Origin of the sequence: Mycobacterium hackensackense, assembly GCF_025822555.1 — a bacterium.
Lineage (GTDB): Bacteria > Actinomycetota > Actinomycetes > Mycobacteriales > Mycobacteriaceae > Mycobacterium > Mycobacterium fluoranthenivorans.
Map to the genome: position 1 here is coordinate 911,618 of NZ_JACKUC010000029.1, position 17,190 is coordinate 928,807.

The window sequence follows — 17,190 nt, forward strand, 5'->3', positions numbered from 1 at the left end:
GAAGCGGGCTGTCACACGGGTCGCGACCCGACAGCTACGAGAACGAGTCCGGACCGTGACCGGCGGCCTCGCCGCGTCGGCCTCACCCGCCACAGCAGTCCCATTAGCATCGGCCAAGTACGCACCGAGACCCCTTGGGAAACGCTATGAGCAGGCCTTATTCACGAAATTCCGCGACGCGCGATGCCGGCTACCGGTCGCGCTATTCCGATGACTCCTACGAGTACGACGATGCCGACACCGGCGCTGAATACGCCGAATACGACGGCGCGGAATATGAGTATGAGTTCCCCGCCGACTACCACGACCAGTTGGACCGCCGGTGGATCTGGGTCGCGGGCGTTGCGGGCGTCATCCTGATGGTCGCCGTCATCTGCACCGGCGTCATCCTCGGCGGCGGCGACAGCGGTTCGGTGTCAGCCACCCAGGCGTCGACCTCCGCGGCGCAGGCGACCACCAGCGCCCCCGCCACCACCTCGGCCTCGGCCCCGGCCCCGCTGCCCGCTCAGCAGCAGATCCCGGCCCTCCCGGCGGAAACGGTCACCACCGTGACCCCCACGCCGACGGCCACCGCGGCACCGCCCACGGCAGAAACCCCGGTGGCGCCGGCCGCCGCGCCCGCCGTCGACCCCGCAGCCGCCCGCACGATCACCTACAAGGTCGACGGCCAGCGGCAGATGCTGGACCTGGTGACCATCATCTACACCGACCAGCAGGGCGCACTGCAGACCGACGTCAACGCGGCGCTGCCGTGGACCAAGACGGTCACCCTCGATCCGGGGGTTCAGCTCAGCTCGGTCACCGCGACCAGCATCGGGGCTCAGCTCAACTGCGCGATCACCGACGCGGCAGGTACGCCGCTGGTCGCTCAGACCAACAACACGATCATCGCGACCTGCACCAAGTAGCGGGCCGGGCCCGGCGTCAAGCCAGGCCGAGTTCCTGCATCCGGCTCGCGTGGGTGCGCTGCAACCGGTCGAAGAACTCCGACATCTGCAGCAGCCCGTCACCGCTGGAGATGACCAGATCGACGAGTTCGTCGTGATCGGCCATCACGTACTGGGCCTGGGTGATGGCCTCACCGAGCAGCCGCCGCGACCACAACGCCAGCCGATGGCGCTGCCGGTCGCTGGCGGTGACGGCGGCGCGCACTTCGGCGACCACGAACTGGGAGTGCCCCGTCTCGGAGAGCACCGACCGCACCACGCCGGCTGCATCATCGGGTAGCACGTGGGCGATCTCCAGGTAGAAATCCGCGGCCAGCGCATCGCCGACATACGTCTTGACCAACGCCTCCAGCCATGTGCTCGGCGTCGTCAGTCGATGGTAATTCTCAAGTGCCGAAGCATATTTCGTCATTGCCGGGACGACGTCGACGTGGCGTTCGGCCAGCGCGTCACGCAGCAGTTCGTAGTGCCGCATCTCGGCGGCGGCCATGCTGGCCATGCTGATCCGGCCGGCCAGATTCGGCGCCATCCGCGCCTCCTCGGTGAGCCGGTAGAAGGCCGCGACCTCGCCGTAGGCCAGCAGTGCGAACAGTTCGGTGACGCCGGGATGGTCGGCCGAGACGGCCGGCTGCGGCTCTGCACCCGGCTGCGCCGGGGACGTCTGAGACATGGGCCAACTCTAGACGCCAGGTGCCGTTGCGACCGAGCCGCGGACAAGCCAGCTATCATAGGGACAGGCAGCGGCTTGTTTACGGCTTCGCTGAGGCGCCGTCGCCTACGGCAATGTGCGTGCACGTGGTTCGGCCGGCCCGATCGACAGGGCAGGGCCCAGCGGGCTGACATCACCCCATCCGGGGAGAAGCGACCGCTTTCTCGTCATCTTCGTGCGCGCGTGACAACAGACGCGACGAGGAATGACACCGAAAGGCAGCAAGGCAGCGAAAGCTATGCCGACCACCATATGACCGCTCTGACCAGCAAACCGAATATCACCTTCGCCGACCTCGGCGTGCGCGACGAGATCGTCCGTGCACTCCTCGAGAGTGGCAAGGAGCATCCGTTCGCCATCCAGGAACTCACCATGCCGCTCGCGCTGGCCGGTGAAGACCTGATCGGCCAGGCCCGCACCGGGATGGGTAAGACCCTCGCGTTCGGCGTCCCGCTCCTGCACCGGGTGTCCACCGACCAGGACCGCCCGCTGACCGGCGCCCCGCGCGCCCTGATCGTCGTCCCGACCCGCGAGCTGTGTCTGCAGGTCTTCGACGACCTGACCACCGCGGCGAAGTATGTGCCGGGCCCGGACGGCCGCAAGTTGAAGGTCACCGCCATCTACGGCGGCCGCCCCTACGAACCGCAGATCGAGGCGCTTCAGAAGGGCGTCGACGTCGTGGTCGGCACCCCGGGCCGGCTGCTGGATCTGGCCCAGCAGGGCCATCTGCAGCTCGGGGGGCTGTCGGTGCTGGTACTCGACGAGGCCGACGAGATGCTCGACCTGGGCTTCCTGCCCGATATCGAGCGCATCCTGCGGCTCACCCCGGACACCCGCCAGGCGATGCTGTTCTCGGCGACCATGCCGGATCCGATCATCACGCTGGCCCGGACCTTCATGAATCAGCCGACGCATATCCGCGCCGAAGCACCGCAGTCCTCGCAGACCCACGACACCACCGAGCAGTTCGCCTACCGCGCCCACGCCTTGGACAAGGTCGAGATGGTCGCGCGCATCCTGCAGGCCGAGGGCCGCGGCGCGACGATGATCTTCACCCGCACCAAGCGCACCGCGCAGAAGGTGGCCGACGAACTGGGCGAGCGCGGTTTCAAGGTCGGCGCCGTGCACGGCGATCTGGGTCAGATCGCCCGTGAGAAGGCCCTCAAAGGCTTCCGCAACGGTGACGTCGACGTCCTGGTGGCCACCGACGTGGCCGCCCGCGGTATCGACATCGATGACATCACCCACGTGATCAACTTCCAGATCCCCGAGGACGAGCAGGCCTACGTGCACCGCATCGGTCGCACCGGCCGCGCCGGCAAGACCGGTATCGCCGTCACCTTGGTCGATTGGGACGAGCTGCCCCGGTGGACGATGATCGACAAGGCGCTCGGGCTGAACACCCCCGATCCCGCCGAGACCTACTCGAACTCGCCCCATCTGTACACCGAACTGAATATCCCCACCGAGGCCAAGGGATCGATCGCGGCCCCACGCAAACCCAAGACGCGCACCCCCGACGAGGGCGGCGAGCGGACCGAACGGGCCGAGCGCCCGGCACGCACCCGCAGTCGGCGACGCACTCGTGGTGGCCAGGGGGCGACCGGCCATCCCGAGCAGGTGGACGGCGCAGCGCTCAACGAGGTCGCCGTGACCGAGCTCAGTGGCACCGGCGAGACCGCCGAGGAGGGTACCGACGAAGCCGGTGGTGCGCCCAAGCGCCGGCGTCGCCGCCGTCCGCGCAAGGCCGCGACCCCCGCTGCCGGCTAAATGCCCGCACTCCCCCGACTACTGTCGCCGGAGCGCCGCACCCGCGGTGACCTGGTGGCAGCCGCGGCCATCGCCGTGGTGGTGGCGGTGGTCGCCGCGCTGATCTGGTGGACCAGTGATGCGCGGGCCACGATCAGCACACCGGCCGCCGCGCCGGTGCCGAGCCTGAAACCCGCCGCGAAGGTTCCCGACGCACTGCACGAGCTGTGGTCGACCCCGAGCGCCAAGACCACGCAGCCCCTGGTGGTCGCCGGTGCCGTCGTCACCGGTGACGGCCGCGAGGTCGTCGGGCACGACCCGGCCAGCGGTACGCGGCTGTGGTCCTATGCACGTGACCTCGACCTGTGCGGGGTGACCTGGGTCTACCAGTACGCGGTCGCGGTGTACCCGGACGACCGGGGCTGCGGACAGGTGAGCACCATCGACGCCCAGACCGGGCGCCGTGGCCCCACCCGGACGGCCTACGCGGACGCCGAGGTGACGCTGTCGTCCGACGGCACCACGGTGCTCTCGGCCGGTGACAGCCGGCTGGAACTGTGGCGCTCGGACATGGTGCGCATGCTCAGCTGGGGCGCACTGGACGCCCGGATCAAACCCGATGTGCCACAGGACCCGCTGTGCCGCCTGGTGTCCGCCGCGGCCAGCTCATCGCAGGTCTCGGTGCTGGAGGGCTGCCCCAATCAGGCCGATATGCGCCTGACGATGCTGACGCCGTCGGACGAGGAGGACACTCCCAAGACGAAATTCCAGCAGCAGCCCGGTGTCTCGGTCGACTCGGACGCGCGGGTGATCGCGGTGTCCGACACCACCACCGCGCTGTACATCCCGACCCCGAAACCGACCGTGAACGTCGTGGACGACACCGGCACGGTCACGGCGAGCACCCTGCTGAACCAGAAGGTGTCCCCCAACGCCGCGGTGTCCCATCCCGGTGACCTGATCACCTGGTGGACCGGCGATTCGGTGCTGGTGTTCGACGCGAATCAGCTGCGCTACAAGTACACGGTGGCACCGTCGGGATCCAACGCTCCGGTCGGGCCCGCAACGTTGATGGCCGGCGAGTTGCTGGTGCCGGTCACCTCGGGCTACGACGTGTTCAATCCCGAAACCGGTGCCGGGGTGCGCCATATCGATCTCAAGCGGCCGCCGTCGCAGGACCCGGTGATCCCCGCGGTGGCCGGGTCGACGCTGCTGGAACAGCGCGGGGGCACCGTGGTGGCGCTGGGCTGATCCCCTCGGGCGCTGGGACTCAGAGCTCCGGAGTGAACGTCGCCAGCGCCTTGCCGGTCTTCCAGTGTCGCAGCAGCGCACCGGCCAGATCGCGATAAGCGTTGGCGCCCTTGTTCTTCCGACCCGTCAGGACCGAGGCGCCGGAGGCCGTGGCCTCCGCGAACCGCACCGTACGGGGAATCGGTGGTGCGAGCACCGGAAGGTTGTACCGGTCGACGACGTCGAAAAGCACGTCACGGCTGTGGGTGGTGCGCGAGTCATACAGCGTGGGCAGTGCACCGAGCAGCTTGAGATCCGGGTTGGTGATCTGCTGGACATCGCTGACGGTACGCAGGAACTGGCCCACACCGCGGTGCGCCAGCGTCTCGCACTGCAGCGGCACGATCACCTCATCGGCGGCCGTCAGACCGTTGAGCGTGAGCACCCCGAGCGACGGCGGGCAGTCGATGATGATGACGTCGAACTGATCGGACACCTTGGCCAGGGCGCGCTTGAGCGCGTATTCACGGCCGGCCCGCATCAACAGCATCGCCTCGGCACCGGCAAGGTCGATATTGGCCGGCAGCACCGTCATGCCCTCGGCGGTGGTCACCAGCGCCGCATTGGGCTCCACGTCACCGAGCAGCACCTCGTGCACCGACACCGCCAGGTCGTCCGGATCCTGGCCCAGCGAGAACGTCAGACAGCCCTGCGGGTCCAGGTCGATCAGCAGCACCCGCTGCTTCAGCTCGACGAAGGCAGCACCCAACGACGCCACTGTCGTGGTCTTGGCGACCCCACCCTTTTGATTGGCGACCGCTAGTACTCGCGTCACACCGACCATCCAAGCACGCGAGCGTCCACTGCGGCCGGGCGTGGGGCAGAATCGGCCCGGTGGATGTCCCCCGTCGCTTCGCTCGCCCCGAAGCGAGCGTCCAGCAACACCGGCTGTTCCTGCTCCGCCACGGTGAGACCGAATGGTCGAAGATCGGCAAGCACACCGGCCGTACCGATCTCGAACTCACCGATGTCGGCAGGAAGCAGGCCGAGCTCGCCGCCGAGGCGCTGGGCGATCTGCAGCTGCGCAACCCGCTGGTGGTGAGCAGTCCGCGCCGGCGCGCCCTGGTGACCGCCGAGTTGGCCGGGCTGACCGTCGACGAGGTGACGCCCCTGCTGGCCGAGTGGGATTACGGCGACTACGAGGGGCTCACCACACCGCAGATCAGGCAGTCGGTGCCGGGTTGGACGGTGTGGACGCATCCGTGCCCGGGCGGCGAGAGCATGGCCGACGTCACCGCACGGGCCGACGCCGCGGTGGAGTTGGCGCTGGGCCAGATGGTCGACCGTGACGTGGTGTTCGTCGGGCACGGCCACTTCTCCCGCTCGATGTTGACCCGATGGATCGAGTTGCCGGTGTCCGAGGGCATCCGGTTGTCGATGGCCGCGGCCTCGATCGCCGTATGCGGTTTCGAGCACGGCGTACGCCAGATCACCGCGCTGGGCCTGACCGGCCATGTGAACCCGTGCCTGCCGGCGTGACACCGTCGTTCGTGCTCTCCGGGCCGTCGGGCACCGTGCTCGCCGACGGAGCCCTCCGGCACTACCCCCGGATACCCGATGCCCAAGAGGCGCTGCGATCCGGCGCAGCCGCTATCGTGTTGGGCGCGTTGCCTTTTGATCTGAGCAAGCCCGCCGCACTGTTCACCCCGGAGCGGGTGGAGTTCACCGGCGCCCTGCCGGACTGGCCCGTCACGGCGGCCCCGACGGTGCGCACACGGGAGACCCTGCCCGCCAGCGAGGTGCACCGGGCCCGGGTCACCGAAGCGGTACGCCGGCTGCGCGAGTCGGCCCTGGACAAGGTGGTGCTGGCCCGCGCGCTGCAACTGACCGCCGACGACGGCTGGGATCCACGCTCGGTGCTGCGGCGGCTGGCGAGCGCCGACCCGGCCGCCACCGTCTATCTGGCGGAACTGGGATCGGCGGGCACGCTCATCGGTGCCAGCCCCGAGCTGCTGGTGGCACGCGAGGGCGAGACGGTGATCTGTCAGCCGTTCGCCGGATCGGCTCCACGATCGGCGGACCCGGCTGTCGACGCCGCCTACGCCGCGGGGCTCGCGGCGTCCGAAAAGAACCGCCGCGAACACGCATTCGTCGTCGATGTGATGCGCAAGGCGCTCGACCCGCTGTGCGTCGAGCTTCAGATCGCACCCGAACCCGAGTTGCACGGCACCGACGCGCTGTGGCACCTGAGCACCCCGATCCGCGGCCGGTTGCGCGAAAGCAGCACCACCGCATTGGATCTCGCGCTGGCTCTGCACCCCACTCCGGCCGTCGGCGGGGTACCCACCGACGCGGCGGCCGCACTCATCGCCGAACTCGAGGGTGACCGCGGCTTCTACGCGGGCGCGGTGGGCTGGTGTGACGCCCGCGGCGACGGCCGGTGGGTGGTGTCGATCCGCTGTGCGGTGCTCTCGACCGACCGCCGCACCGCGCTGGCGCATGCCGGTGGCGGGATCGTCGCCGAATCGGATCCCGATGACGAGGTCGACGAAACCACCACCAAGTTCCGGACGATCCTGACAGGACTAGGAGTAGCGAATGAGTGAGTTGATCCGCTGGGCCCGACCCGGTGACGAGCCCGAGATCGTCGGGATGATCCGGGAGCTCGCCGAGTTCGAGAACGCTTCCGACGAGTGCACCGTCACCGAAGAGCACTTGCACACCGCCCTTTTCGGCCCCGAGCCGGTGGCATACGCGCATGTGATCGAGGTCGACGGACAGGCCGCGGCCACCGCGGTGTGGTTCCTGAACTTCTCCACCTGGGACGGGGTGACCGGGATCTACCTCGAAGACCTGTTCGTGCGCCCGGCATTCCGGCGACGGGGTCTGGCCCGGAAGTTGTTGGCCACCTTGGCCGCCGAATGTGTGCGGCGCGGCGGCACCCGGCTGTCGTGGGCGGTGCTCAACTGGAATGTCAACGCGATCGCCCTGTACGACAGTGTCGGCGGCAAGCCGCAGACCGAGTGGACCACCTATCGGGTGTCCGGACCCGAACTGACCGCACTGGCGCACGAGAGCGCCTGACCACACGCGCTTGCCCAGGATCCGCTGCGGTTTCCGGTCTCAGCCGGCCTGCGTTTGCGTAAATTCTTGACAAATCCCATCAGACACTTGGTCCCCATCTGTCACTTCGGTGTTAATCTGCGGCCGGACCGGTGAGGTCGGAGCGGCGAAGGGATGCCGATGGCAGAGGTATCGGAGCAACACGCTGCCGCGGATCGGGGTGACAACGCGCCCGGATCGGGTACCAAACCCCCGGCTCTGTCTCGGCGAATCGACCGTTTCCAGCGTCGTCGGCTGCTCGCCAATGTGAGCATCCAGTCGAAGCTCGTGGTCATGTTGGTGCTGTGCACCATCGTGGCGGCCACCGTCGTCGGCATCATCGCTTTCCAGGCGGGCCGGACCTCACTGCGCGATTCCGCCTTCACCCGGCTGACGGAAGTGCGGCAGTCACAGTCGCGCGCGCTTCAGGAACAACTGAACGACCTGAAGAACTCGATGATCATCTACGCCCGGGGCGCCACCACCCAGAGCGCCCTGGCGGACTTCACCGCCGGATTCGACGCACTGGAGAACAAACCCCTCAGCCCGGCGCAGGCGCAGTCACTCACCGACTACTACACCAAGACCTATCTCACGCAGGTTCAGCAGTCCAGCGGAGTCAAGCTCGACGCCGACCAGTTGATCCCGCAAGACACCGCCCAGCGCTACCTCCAGGCCAACTACACCGCACTTCGGCAGAACGACGACGCCGCCGTCAAGATGGACGACGCCCATGACGGCAGCCTGTGGTCGGCCGCCAACGCCCGATACCAGGATTTCTTCCGCGAGATCGTCACCCGCTTCGAGTTCGAGGACGCGATGCTCCTGGACACCCGCGGCAACATGGTCTACACCGCGTACAAAGACGTCGATCTGGGCACCAACATCCTGACCGGGCCGTACAGCGGATCCAAACTGCGGGCCGCCTACGAAAAAGCCTTGGCCTCCAATGCTCTCGACTACGTGGGATTCACCGATTTCGAGATCTACCAGCCCGCCGAGAACGAGCCCACGGCGTGGATGGTCACCCCGGTCGTGGCGGACGGTCACGCGGTGGGTGTGCTCGCCATGCAGTTCCCGGCGTCGAAGATCAACAGGCTGATGACCTTCGACAAGCGTTGGACGGAGTTCGGCCTCGGTGACACCGGCGAAGTCTTCCTGGTCGGCCCCGATGATCTGATGCGCTCCGATTCCCGGGTGTTCCTGCAGGATCCGCAGGCCTACCGACACGATGTCGTCGAGGCCGGCACCCCGCGCGATATCGCCGACCGGGCCATCCAGCTGGGCGGCACCACCCTCGTCCAGCCCATCCCACCGGATACCACCCGGGCGGCCGCGCGCGGTGAATCGGGGACGCAGATCGCGACCGACTACCTCGGGAACAGGGCGCTGCAGGCCTATGCCCCGGTGGTGATCCCCGATTCGGATCTGCACTGGTCCATCGTCGCGACGGTGAACACCGCGGAGGCCTTCGCCAGAGAGTCGACGTTCACCAGGACCATGGTGATGTCGACGGTCGGGATCATCTTCGCCGTCTGCGTGGCCTCGGTGTTCCTCGCCCAGCTGTTCGTCCGGCCGATTCGACGACTGGAAGCCGGCGCGCAACGGATCAGCGCCGGTGACTACGACGTCGCGATACCGATCGAGACGCGCGACGAGATCGGGGATCTGACCGAGGCTTTCAACGAGATGAGCAGAAGCCTGACGGTCAAGGAGGAACTCCTCGTCGAGCAGCGTAAGGAGAATGCCCGGCTGTTGGCACTGCTGATGCCCGAGCCGATCGCCGAGCGCTACCGGCAGGGTGAGGAGATCGCCGCCGAGGAGCACCAGGACGTCACGGTGATCTTCGCCGATATCGTCGGGCTCGACCGCCTCCAGGCCGAGCTGACCTCCGATCGCTCGCTGGCCCTGGTCAACGAGATCGAGCGGCAATTCGACGCCGCCGCAGACAGTCTCGGCATCGAACGCGGCCGGGCGGTGCGCAACGGCTATCTGGGCAGTTGCGGCTTGAACGTGCCGCGGCTGGACAACGTGCGCCGGACGGTCGATTTCGCGGTGGAATGTCAGCGCATCATCGACCGGTTCAACAGCGAGACCAACAACAATCTGGGCCTGCGTGCCGGTATCGACACCGGCACAGTGAGCAGTGGTCTCGGCGGCCGCCATTCCGTCGTGTTCGACATGTGGGGAGCGGCGGTGAACGTCGCCTACCAGATCAAGAGCGGCTCCTCACAACTCGGGATCGACGTCACCGACCGGGTGTACCAAGCGCTGCGCGAGACGATGACCTTCACCTCCGTCGGCACGGTGAACGTGGACGGGCACGACGAACCCATCTGGCGACTGGTGGAGCCACGATGACGACCGACGTCTTCACCTCGTCCTGGTTCTACTGGGCCGTCGGCATCGCGATCGGACTGCCGATCGGACTGGTGCTACTCACCGAGTGGCAGCATGCGCTGCGGCGGAAACAGAGCGCCCTGGCCCGACCGGTGACGGTGATGCGCAACTACCTGCTACCGCTCGGTGCGCTGTTGCTGCTGCTGACCGAAGCCAGACAGGTTCCGGCCGAAGCCACCTCGGTCCGCACGGTCGCCACCCTCTTCGCCTTCGTCGTGCTGGTGCTGCTGCTGTCCGGGGTGAATGCCACCCTGTTCCAGGGCGCTCCCGCAGGCACCTGGCGCAAGCGGGTTCCGACGATCTTCGTCGACGTCGGGCGCTTCGTGCTGATCGCCGTCGGCTTGGCGCTGATCTTCTCCTATATCTGGGGCGCGAACGTCCGCGGCCTGTTCACCGCGCTCGGCATCACCTCGATCGTCATCGGTCTGACCTTGCAGAACTCGGTCGGCCAGATCATCTCCGGCCTGCTGATGTTGTTCGAACAGCCGTTTCAGCTGGGCGACTGGCTGGACACCGCGGCCGCCCGCGGCCGGGTCGTCGAAGTCAATTGGCGCGCAGTCCACCTGGAGACCAGCACCGGATTGCAGATCACGCCGAACTCGGTACTTGCCGGCGCCTCGTTCACGAACCTCAGCCGGCCCGGCGACAAACACAAGATCACCGTGACCACGATTTTCTCGCTGTCCGATCCCCCCAATCAGGTGTGCGCTCTGCTGACCAGGGTGGCCTCCGAACTACCGCAGTTGCGCCCCGGCGGCACGGTGTCGGCGACACCTGTCGGCGGGCTGGAGTACCGCACCACCATCCCGCTGACCTCGCCCGCCGAGGACGGGCCGGCCAAAACCATATTCCTGCAATGGATCTGGTACGCGTCGCGGCGTGCGGGGCTGCATCTCGACGAGGCCGCGGACGATTTCACGACACCCGAGCGGATCGCCGCGGCGGTCGCCGAAGTGGTGGCACCGACGTTGCGGCTGAACGCCGAGCAGCAACAGGAGCTGATTCCCTCCGCCACGCTGGATCGCTACGGCGCCGACGAGGTGATCCAGCGCGCCGGTGAGGTGCCGGATCGCATGACGTTCATCCTGGCCGGTCGTGTCGCCCTGACCACGGGGACCGGAGACGAACCGCGGCTGATGATCGGCACCCTCGAAGAGGGTGGGTTCCTCGGCCAGAGCACCCTGACCCGGCAGCCCGTCATCGGCTACGCGCATGCCCTCAGCGAGGTCACGGTGGTGCACGTGGACCGTGAGCACATCGAGTTGGTGGTGCAGCGGAACCCCCTGCTGCTACAGGAATTCGGCCGCGCCATCGAGGACCGGCGAGCCAGCGCCCGGCGGGTGCTCAGCACCCGAACCGAGGGCTAGTCTTCCCCGGTGGTCCAGTGCACGGCCGACGGGCTGAACAGCATGCCCAGCGTCAGGACGGCGAGTGCCGCGACGGCGAACCCGTAGGCCACCTGGTGCGAGGTGAACAGGTACCACGCCACCCCGAGCAGCAGCAGATTGGCGAACACCCCGATCCCGCGCCCCCAGCGTCGGCCGGTGATCAGCGCCCAGCCGCCGGCCAGCAGGCCGGTGCCCATGATGGCGAACCAGCCCGCGGTGCCATAAGCGTTGAATCCCTGCGCATGTTTGTCGGTGCCGCCACTGGCCAGCACGGCCAGGACGACGGCCACGATGAGGGCGGTGACCGCTTCGGCGGCCACCAGATAACCCGCGTAGCGCACGATCGGGGGCTGCAGGCTCATGTCAGCTTGGCGGCGAGATACCGCACCGCGTAGTCGTAGCCGGCGGGCCCGGCACCGGCGATGACGGCGTCGGCCACCGCCGAGACATAGGAGTGGTGCCGGAATTCCTCGCGGGCGTGGATATTGCTCAGGTGTACCTCCACGACCGGCAGGTTGACCGAGGACAGCGCATCGCGGATCGCGATCGAGGTGTGGCTGTAGGCGCCCGGGTTGATGATGACGCCGGCGCATTCGCCACGGGCGGCATGGATCGCGTCGATCAGCGCACCCTCGTGATTGCTCTGCACCGCACGCACCCCGAAACCGAGCTCGGCGGCCAGGGCGGTCACCGCGGCCTCGATCTCCGGCAGCGTGGTGGCGCCGTACACCTCGGGCTGCCGGGTGCCCAGCAGGTTCAGGTTGGGCCCGTTGACGAGCAGCAGTACGCGTTCGGTCACGTCCGTACGGTACCGAGGCGGCCCCGCTGAGCGGCAAGGCGCACCGGTGCATTGTCGGTCCCGTAACCGTCGTAGGCGCCGAAACGCTGCACGAATTCCAGGAACACGGTGCCGACCGTGCGGGTGTAGAAGTGGATGAAGTGACCGTGCGGTGACCGGTCGTAGAGCAGGTTGAGCTCGCGCAGTTCGGCCACGGTGTCCTCGGCCAAGCCGAACCGACCGGACAGGTAGTCGTAGTAGTTGTCCGGTATCGCCAGGAACTGCAGCCCCGCGGCCTGTGCGGCGCGGGCCAACGCGAGGACATCGGTACAGGAGAACGCGATGTGCTGGGGCAGACCTGCGCCGTCCAGGATGTGCGGCGCGACGTTCAGCGGCAGCCGCACCGACTTGTCGGCGTTGTGCATGACCTGGCTGCGCACCAACCCGGTGGGCCCGGGCACCTCGGCGGGCTCCCCCGCGCTCAGGCCGAACACACTGGTGAGGAAGAGCACGGCGTCCTCGGCGGTCTGCCAGGGCTGGGTGAGGTTGACGTGGTCGATCGTGGCCACCGGGCTCGGGCCCTGGGGCGCACCGCGTTCGAACTCGGCGACCCAGGCGGGCTCGCTGCTCCAGAACATCTCGGTGCCGTCGGGCGCGACGGCGGCACCGAACGGCTGCTCGGCGGCGTACGTGCGCCGGTAGGCCACCGGCGCCATCAGTTCGGCCGCACGCCGCGAGGTGGCCTCGGCATCGGGCACCTGCAGGCCGATGGCGGCGACGTGCGGCACCTGATCGCGAGCCTGCTGTTCGTTGAGCACCACCCGGGCCGCGCCGGCCGACCACAGCGAGACCGGTTTGGTGCGGTGCCGTCCGCGCGGGGTGAAGCCGAGCTGGGTGAGCAGGACTTCCACCTCGCTGGTGTCCTCGGCCTTGATCTCCACGAAGTCGAAGCCGGTCGGCGGTTTGGCCTCGGTGAGGGTGTGGGCCACCTGATCGTCCAGCCACACCAGCGACCGAAGGGCGTGCACGGCGGTGTGACCGGGATCGGTCTGGCGGAAGGTGTCGTTGAAGACCTCCAGCGACAGCGGGCCGGTGTAGCCGGCGGCCAGCGTGTGGCGGACGAATCCGGCGAGGTCGAATGAGCCCTCTCCGGGGAACAGGCGATGATGGCGGCTCCACGACAACACGTCCATGGACAGTGCGGGCGCATCCGCCAGTTGCAGGTAGAAGATCTTGTCGCCGGGGATGTCCTCGATTTGCGAAGGATCGTGCCCGCGCGAGAGCACATGGAAACTGTCAAGGCACACACCGACATTCGGGTGTGCGGCCAGTTCCACCACCCGCCAGGCGCGGCGGTAGTCGTCGATGAAGCGGCCCCAGGCCAGCGCCTCGAAGGCGATCCGCACGCCGTAACCGGCGGCGACCTCCCCCACCTGGCGCAACTGCTGCGCCGACACCTCGTCGGAGTCGATGGTCGCCGTGGCCACATTGCTGCACACCAGCACGGTGTCGATACCGAGCCGGCGGGCGGTGGCGAAGGTGGCCCCGGCCCGGCGCAGGTTGTCGGCGAAGACGTCGTCGTCGACACCCTCCAGGTCACGCAGGGCTTGGTAGAGGTCCAGGGACAGCCCCAGTCGGCGGGCCAGCTGGCGGATCTCCTCCGGTGAGTGATCACCGGCGATCAGGTCGGGTTCGAAGATCTCGACGCCGTCGAATCCCGCCGCCGCGCAGGCGTGCAGCTTCTCGACGAGCGAGCCGGAGAGCGAGACCGTGGCGATCGATGTCTTCATCATTCCTCCTGTGACGGGGGCCACTCTTGACATCAATGTACCAAATAGTTAATTGAGCCGGAAGCGGTGCACCGGCCGAACCCGCTCACCAGTAAGCTCTGCCGTCATGGCCGCCAAGCCGAAAGCCGATCTGCAGCGCGATGCCGAACGCACCCGCGCGGAGCTGCTGGCGGTGGCCACCGAGGTGTTCGCCGAATCGGGCTACTCCGGCGCCCGGGTGGACGAGATCGCCGAGCGCACCCGCACCACCAAACGGATGATCTACTACTACTTCGGCGGCAAAGAGCAGCTCTACCTGGCCGTTCTGGAGAGCGCGTACCGCGGCATCCGCGATGCCGAACAGAAGCTGCGGGTGGATCACAAGAGCCCGGTGGAGGCCATCAGGATGCTGGCCGAGGTCACCTTCGACCACCACATCGCGCACGATGCGTTCATCCGACTGGTGGCCATCGAGAACATCCACCGCGGCGAATTCATCACCCAGCTGCGTGAACTGCCCGAACTGTCCCGGCCGGCGACCTCCCTGCTGGACGAGATCCTGCGCGACGGCCGCGCCGCGGGTGTCTTCCGGGTTGACGTCGACGCCCTGGACGTGCACCTGGTGATCAGCTCATATTGCGTTTTCCAGGTGGCCAACCAATACACCTTCGGGTACCTGTTCGGGATCGACTTCTCCGATGTCTCACAGCGCGCCCATCTGCGCCGAATGATCGGCGATGTGGTCGTCGGCTGGCTGACCAGCCAACCCTGACGTCGCGAGACCCGCCTCACATTTCCTTCTTGACGCGACGCGCACCACAGTGCTCTACTTTGCGTACGTACTAGTTCGTACATTAAGGAGCGCGAGCAGATGACCACACCGCACCCCTACCTCGTGGGGCTGGTCGGCACCGGCGTCGGCCCTTCCCTCACGCCGGCCCTGCACATGACCGAAGGGCGCGCCCAGGGCCTGGACTACGTGTACCGCACCCTGGATCTCAACGTGCTCGGCCTGTCCCCCGACCGCGTCGGCGATGTGCTGAGCTGGGCCCGGACCCTGGGCTACGACGCCCTCAACATCACCCATCCGTGCAAGCAGCTCGTCGTCGAGCACCTCGACGACATCGACGACACCGCGCGCGCCCTGGGCGCCGTCAACACCGTCGTGTTCCGCGGCGGACGAGCGCACGGATACAACACCGACATCACCGGGTTCGCCCACGGTTTCACCGAAGGCCTGCCCGGCGCGTCCACCTCGCACGTGATCCTGGTCGGCGCCGGCGGCGCCGGAACCGCGGTCGCCGCAGCCCTGTTGGGCCTGGGCACCGACCACCTGACCGTCGTGGACCTCGACGTGGACCGGGCCACCGCACTGGCCGCTGACCTGGCCGCCCGCCATCCGCAGGCCCATGTCGACGCATCCTCGTTCGACAAGCTGTCGGTGCTACTGCCCGAGGCCGACGGCGTCGTACACGCCACCCCCACCGGGATGGCCGAACACCCGGGTATCGCCTTCGACACCGCACTGCTGCACCCGGGCCTGTGGGTGGCCGATATCGTCTACCGCCCGCTGGACACCGCCCTTCTGCAGGCGGCCCGCGCCGCCGGCTGCCGGACCCTCGACGGCGGCCATATGGCCGTGCACCAGGCCGTCGATGCCTTCGCCCTGATCACCGGTCTCGTACCGGACGCCGCCAGAATGTCCGCCCATTTTCGCAATCTCGTCGCCTAAGACAGCTCAGCCCAACATAATTCGTTCATAGGAGAACCGATGACCACCACAGCGCATCCTCCCGAGACCGCATCCGGCCGAACCCCACGGCGCGCCGCCCTGGCCAGCTTCATGGGAAGCGCCGTCGAGTACTACGACTTCTTCCTGTTCGGGTCGGCCGCCGCGCTGATCTTCCCGCACGTCTTCTTCCCCTCGGGTGACGAGGCCGCGCTGGTGATGTCCTTCGCCACCTTCGGCTTCGCCTATGTGGCCCGACCGGTGGGCGCCTTCATCCTCGGCCACTTCGGCGACCGGATCGGCCGCCAGAAGGTCCTGATGTTCACCCTCGTGCTGATGGGGCTGTCCACCTTCCTCATCGGCTGCCTGCCCACCTTCGAGACCATCGGCTGGGCCGCACCCGCCCTGCTGGTGATCTGCCGTCTCATGCAGGGCTTCTCGGCCGCCGGCGAGCAGGCCGGTGCCAGCTCGCTCACCCTCGAGCACTCCCCCGACAACCAGCGCGCCTACTACACCTCGTGGACGCTGACCGGAACCCAGGGCGGGCTGATCCTGGCCTCGCTCGTGCTCATCCCGTTCGTGTCGCTGCCCGACGAGGCCAAGTACAGCTGGGGCTGGCGGGTGCCGTTCTGGCTGAGCGCGGTGGTGGTCGTGGTGGCCTACTTCATCCGCCGCCAACTGCACGAGACGCCGCAGTTCACCGAGGCCAAGGCCGCAGGCACCATCGCCCGGATGCCGCTGATCCCCCTGCTGCGCAACCACTGGGCCGACGTCCTGCGAGTCATCTTCTGCGCCTTCATCGCCGCCGTGTCCACCGTGTTCGGCAATCTGGCCATCGCCTATGGCAAGAAGGTGGGCCTGCCCGCCGATATCACGCTGTGGCTGGTCGTGGTGGCCAACGTGTTCGCACTCTTTACCCAGCCGCTGTTCGGCAAGCTGGCCGACCGGATCGGGCGCAAGCCGGTGTTCATCTACGGCGCGCTGTCCTCGGCGGTGCTGATGCCCTTCTACATGCTCTCGATGAGTGAGGGCAATCAGCTGCTGACCTTCGTCCTGGCGGTGGCCACCTTCTCGTTCGGCTACGCCGCGGCCAACGCGGTCTGGCCGTCCTTCTACGGGGAGATGTTCGCCACCCCCGTGCGGTTCTCCGGTGTCGCGATCGGTACCCAATTGGGTTTCCTGGTAGCCGGTTTCGCCCCCACCATCGTCACCGCGCTGGGCGGGGTGCGCGAGGGCGGCTGGGTGGTCATCAGCATCTTCACCGCCGTGGTCTGTGTGATCGCCGCGGCCGCGGCGCTCACCGCCCGCGAGACGCGCGATGTGCCCACCGATCTGCTGGGCCAGAAGGCGCCCGCCGACCACCTCGTCCGGCACTGAATCGCAGGAGAC

The 17,190-nt window shown here is 67.7% G+C and carries 16 protein-coding genes; 11 read left to right on the top strand and 5 right to left on the bottom strand.

Features of this window, described 5'->3' with window-relative positions; genetic code table 11:
- The first annotated feature begins 146 nt into the window (after window positions 1–146).
- A complete protein-coding gene (locus H7J86_RS07420; RefSeq protein ID WP_187098661.1) occupies window positions 147–908 on the top strand; it encodes a hypothetical protein in 762 nt (253 codons plus the stop codon).
- Between the two features lie 16 nt (window positions 909–924).
- Here H7J86_RS07420 and H7J86_RS07425 read toward each other — a convergent pair whose 3' ends face one another.
- A complete protein-coding gene (locus H7J86_RS07425) occupies window positions 925–1,617 on the bottom strand; it encodes a ferritin-like fold-containing protein (protein ID WP_090355654.1) in 693 nt (230 codons plus the stop codon).
- Window positions 1,618–1,908: 291 nt separating this feature from the next.
- Between H7J86_RS07425 and H7J86_RS07430 the strand changes: the two genes are divergently transcribed.
- Together H7J86_RS07430 and H7J86_RS07435 are read left to right on the top strand one after the other, a co-directional pair.
- Window positions 1,909–3,426, top strand: coding sequence for a DEAD/DEAH box helicase (locus tag H7J86_RS07430; RefSeq protein ID WP_090355656.1), 1,518 nt, complete (start codon window positions 1,909–1,911; stop codon window positions 3,424–3,426).
- Window positions 3,427–4,656, top strand: a complete 1,230-nt coding sequence (locus H7J86_RS07435; RefSeq protein WP_090355659.1) for an Rv3212 family protein — start codon at window positions 3,427–3,429, stop codon at window positions 4,654–4,656.
- A 19-nt stretch (window positions 4,657–4,675) separates the two neighbouring features.
- Here the strand turns inward: H7J86_RS07435 and H7J86_RS07440 are convergent, their stop codons facing one another.
- A complete protein-coding gene (locus tag H7J86_RS07440) occupies window positions 4,676–5,479 on the bottom strand; it encodes a ParA family protein (protein ID WP_090355663.1) in 804 nt (267 codons plus the stop codon).
- 50 nt (window positions 5,480–5,529) lie between these two features.
- On the opposite strand from H7J86_RS07440, the gene H7J86_RS07445 reads away from it, so the two are divergent.
- The 5 genes from H7J86_RS07445 to H7J86_RS07465 all read left to right on the top strand — a co-directional run bounded on the left by H7J86_RS07445 (window position 5,530) and on the right by H7J86_RS07465 (window position 11,504).
- Window positions 5,530–6,174: an acid phosphatase gene (locus H7J86_RS07445; RefSeq protein WP_187098660.1), complete on the top strand. Its 645-nt coding sequence runs from the start codon at window positions 5,530–5,532 to the stop codon at window positions 6,172–6,174.
- Entirely contained in the window at window positions 6,159–7,241 is a 1,083-nt protein-coding gene (locus tag H7J86_RS07450) for an isochorismate synthase (protein WP_235683592.1), read from the top strand. The genes H7J86_RS07445 and H7J86_RS07450 overlap by 16 nt, the downstream gene beginning before the upstream one ends.
- Window positions 7,234–7,719 (top strand): GNAT family N-acetyltransferase, encoded by a 486-nt coding sequence (locus tag H7J86_RS07455; RefSeq protein WP_267290204.1) that lies wholly within the window; start codon window positions 7,234–7,236, stop codon window positions 7,717–7,719. Before H7J86_RS07450 ends, H7J86_RS07455 begins: the two co-directional genes overlap by 8 nt.
- Before the next feature lie 159 nt (window positions 7,720–7,878).
- On the top strand, window positions 7,879–10,098 hold the full coding sequence (locus tag H7J86_RS07460; RefSeq protein ID WP_090356240.1) for an adenylate/guanylate cyclase domain-containing protein: 2,220 nt from the start codon (window positions 7,879–7,881) through the stop codon (window positions 10,096–10,098).
- Window positions 10,095–11,504: a mechanosensitive ion channel family protein gene (locus H7J86_RS07465; protein ID WP_090355673.1), complete on the top strand. Its 1,410-nt coding sequence runs from the start codon at window positions 10,095–10,097 to the stop codon at window positions 11,502–11,504. The genes H7J86_RS07460 and H7J86_RS07465 overlap by 4 nt, the downstream gene beginning before the upstream one ends.
- Here H7J86_RS07465 and H7J86_RS07470 read toward each other — a convergent pair.
- Genes H7J86_RS07470 through H7J86_RS07480 form a run of 3 tightly spaced genes read right to left on the bottom strand, consistent with a single transcriptional unit; the run spans window position 11,501 to window position 14,093 of the window.
- Complete coding sequence (locus H7J86_RS07470) at window positions 11,501–11,887, bottom strand: hypothetical protein (RefSeq protein WP_187098656.1); 387 nt, start codon at window positions 11,885–11,887, stop codon at window positions 11,501–11,503. The two genes, H7J86_RS07465 and H7J86_RS07470, sit on opposite strands and share 4 nt — an antisense overlap.
- Window positions 11,884–12,324 (bottom strand): type II 3-dehydroquinate dehydratase, encoded by a 441-nt coding sequence (gene aroQ / locus H7J86_RS07475; RefSeq protein ID WP_090355678.1) that lies wholly within the window; start codon window positions 12,322–12,324, stop codon window positions 11,884–11,886. Before aroQ ends, H7J86_RS07470 begins: the two co-directional genes overlap by 4 nt.
- Entirely contained in the window at window positions 12,321–14,093 is a 1,773-nt protein-coding gene (locus H7J86_RS07480) for a sugar phosphate isomerase/epimerase and 4-hydroxyphenylpyruvate domain-containing protein (RefSeq protein WP_267290206.1), read from the bottom strand. The genes aroQ and H7J86_RS07480 overlap by 4 nt, the downstream gene beginning before the upstream one ends.
- A 106-nt stretch (window positions 14,094–14,199) precedes the next feature.
- On the opposite strand from H7J86_RS07480, the gene H7J86_RS07485 reads away from it, so the two are divergent.
- The 3 genes from H7J86_RS07485 (at window position 14,200) to H7J86_RS07495 (ending at window position 17,178) form a co-directional block, all read left to right on the top strand.
- Window positions 14,200–14,844: a TetR/AcrR family transcriptional regulator gene (locus H7J86_RS07485; protein ID WP_090355683.1), complete on the top strand. Its 645-nt coding sequence runs from the start codon at window positions 14,200–14,202 to the stop codon at window positions 14,842–14,844.
- A gap of 99 nt (window positions 14,845–14,943) precedes the next feature.
- Window positions 14,944–15,804: a shikimate dehydrogenase gene (locus H7J86_RS07490; RefSeq protein WP_187098653.1), complete on the top strand. Its 861-nt coding sequence runs from the start codon at window positions 14,944–14,946 to the stop codon at window positions 15,802–15,804.
- 39 nt (window positions 15,805–15,843) lie between these two features.
- Entirely contained in the window at window positions 15,844–17,178 is a 1,335-nt protein-coding gene (locus H7J86_RS07495) for an MFS transporter (protein WP_187098652.1), read from the top strand.
- Window positions 17,179–17,190: the final 12 nt, after the last annotated feature.

Excerpts from the sequence above, each read along its gene's own strand:
- H7J86_RS07420 (WP_187098661.1), top strand. The coding sequence starts at position 147 with ATGAGCAGGCCTTATTCACGAAATTCCGCGACGCGCGATGCCGGCTAC.
- H7J86_RS07440 (WP_090355663.1), bottom strand. The coding sequence starts at position 5,479 with ATGGTCGGTGTGACGCGAGTACTAGCGGTCGCCAATCAAAAGGGTGGG.
- H7J86_RS07460 (WP_090356240.1), top strand. The coding sequence starts at position 7,879 with ATGGCAGAGGTATCGGAGCAACACGCTGCCGCGGATCGGGGTGACAAC.
- H7J86_RS07485 (WP_090355683.1), top strand. The coding sequence starts at position 14,200 with ATGGCCGCCAAGCCGAAAGCCGATCTGCAGCGCGATGCCGAACGCACC.
- H7J86_RS07430 (WP_090355656.1), top strand. The coding sequence starts at position 1,909 with ATGACCGCTCTGACCAGCAAACCGAATATCACCTTCGCCGACCTCGGC.
- H7J86_RS07465 (WP_090355673.1), top strand. The coding sequence starts at position 10,095 with ATGACGACCGACGTCTTCACCTCGTCCTGGTTCTACTGGGCCGTCGGC.
- H7J86_RS07470 (WP_187098656.1), bottom strand. The coding sequence starts at position 11,887 with ATGAGCCTGCAGCCCCCGATCGTGCGCTACGCGGGTTATCTGGTGGCC.
- H7J86_RS07490 (WP_187098653.1), top strand. The coding sequence starts at position 14,944 with ATGACCACACCGCACCCCTACCTCGTGGGGCTGGTCGGCACCGGCGTC.
- H7J86_RS07495 (WP_187098652.1), top strand. The coding sequence starts at position 15,844 with ATGACCACCACAGCGCATCCTCCCGAGACCGCATCCGGCCGAACCCCA.
- H7J86_RS07455 (WP_267290204.1), top strand. The coding sequence starts at position 7,234 with ATGAGTGAGTTGATCCGCTGGGCCCGACCCGGTGACGAGCCCGAGATC.
- H7J86_RS07480 (WP_267290206.1), bottom strand. The coding sequence starts at position 14,093 with ATGAAGACATCGATCGCCACGGTCTCGCTCTCCGGCTCGCTCGTCGAG.
- H7J86_RS07425 (WP_090355654.1), bottom strand. The coding sequence starts at position 1,617 with ATGTCTCAGACGTCCCCGGCGCAGCCGGGTGCAGAGCCGCAGCCGGCC.
- H7J86_RS07435 (WP_090355659.1), top strand. The coding sequence starts at position 3,427 with ATGCCCGCACTCCCCCGACTACTGTCGCCGGAGCGCCGCACCCGCGGT.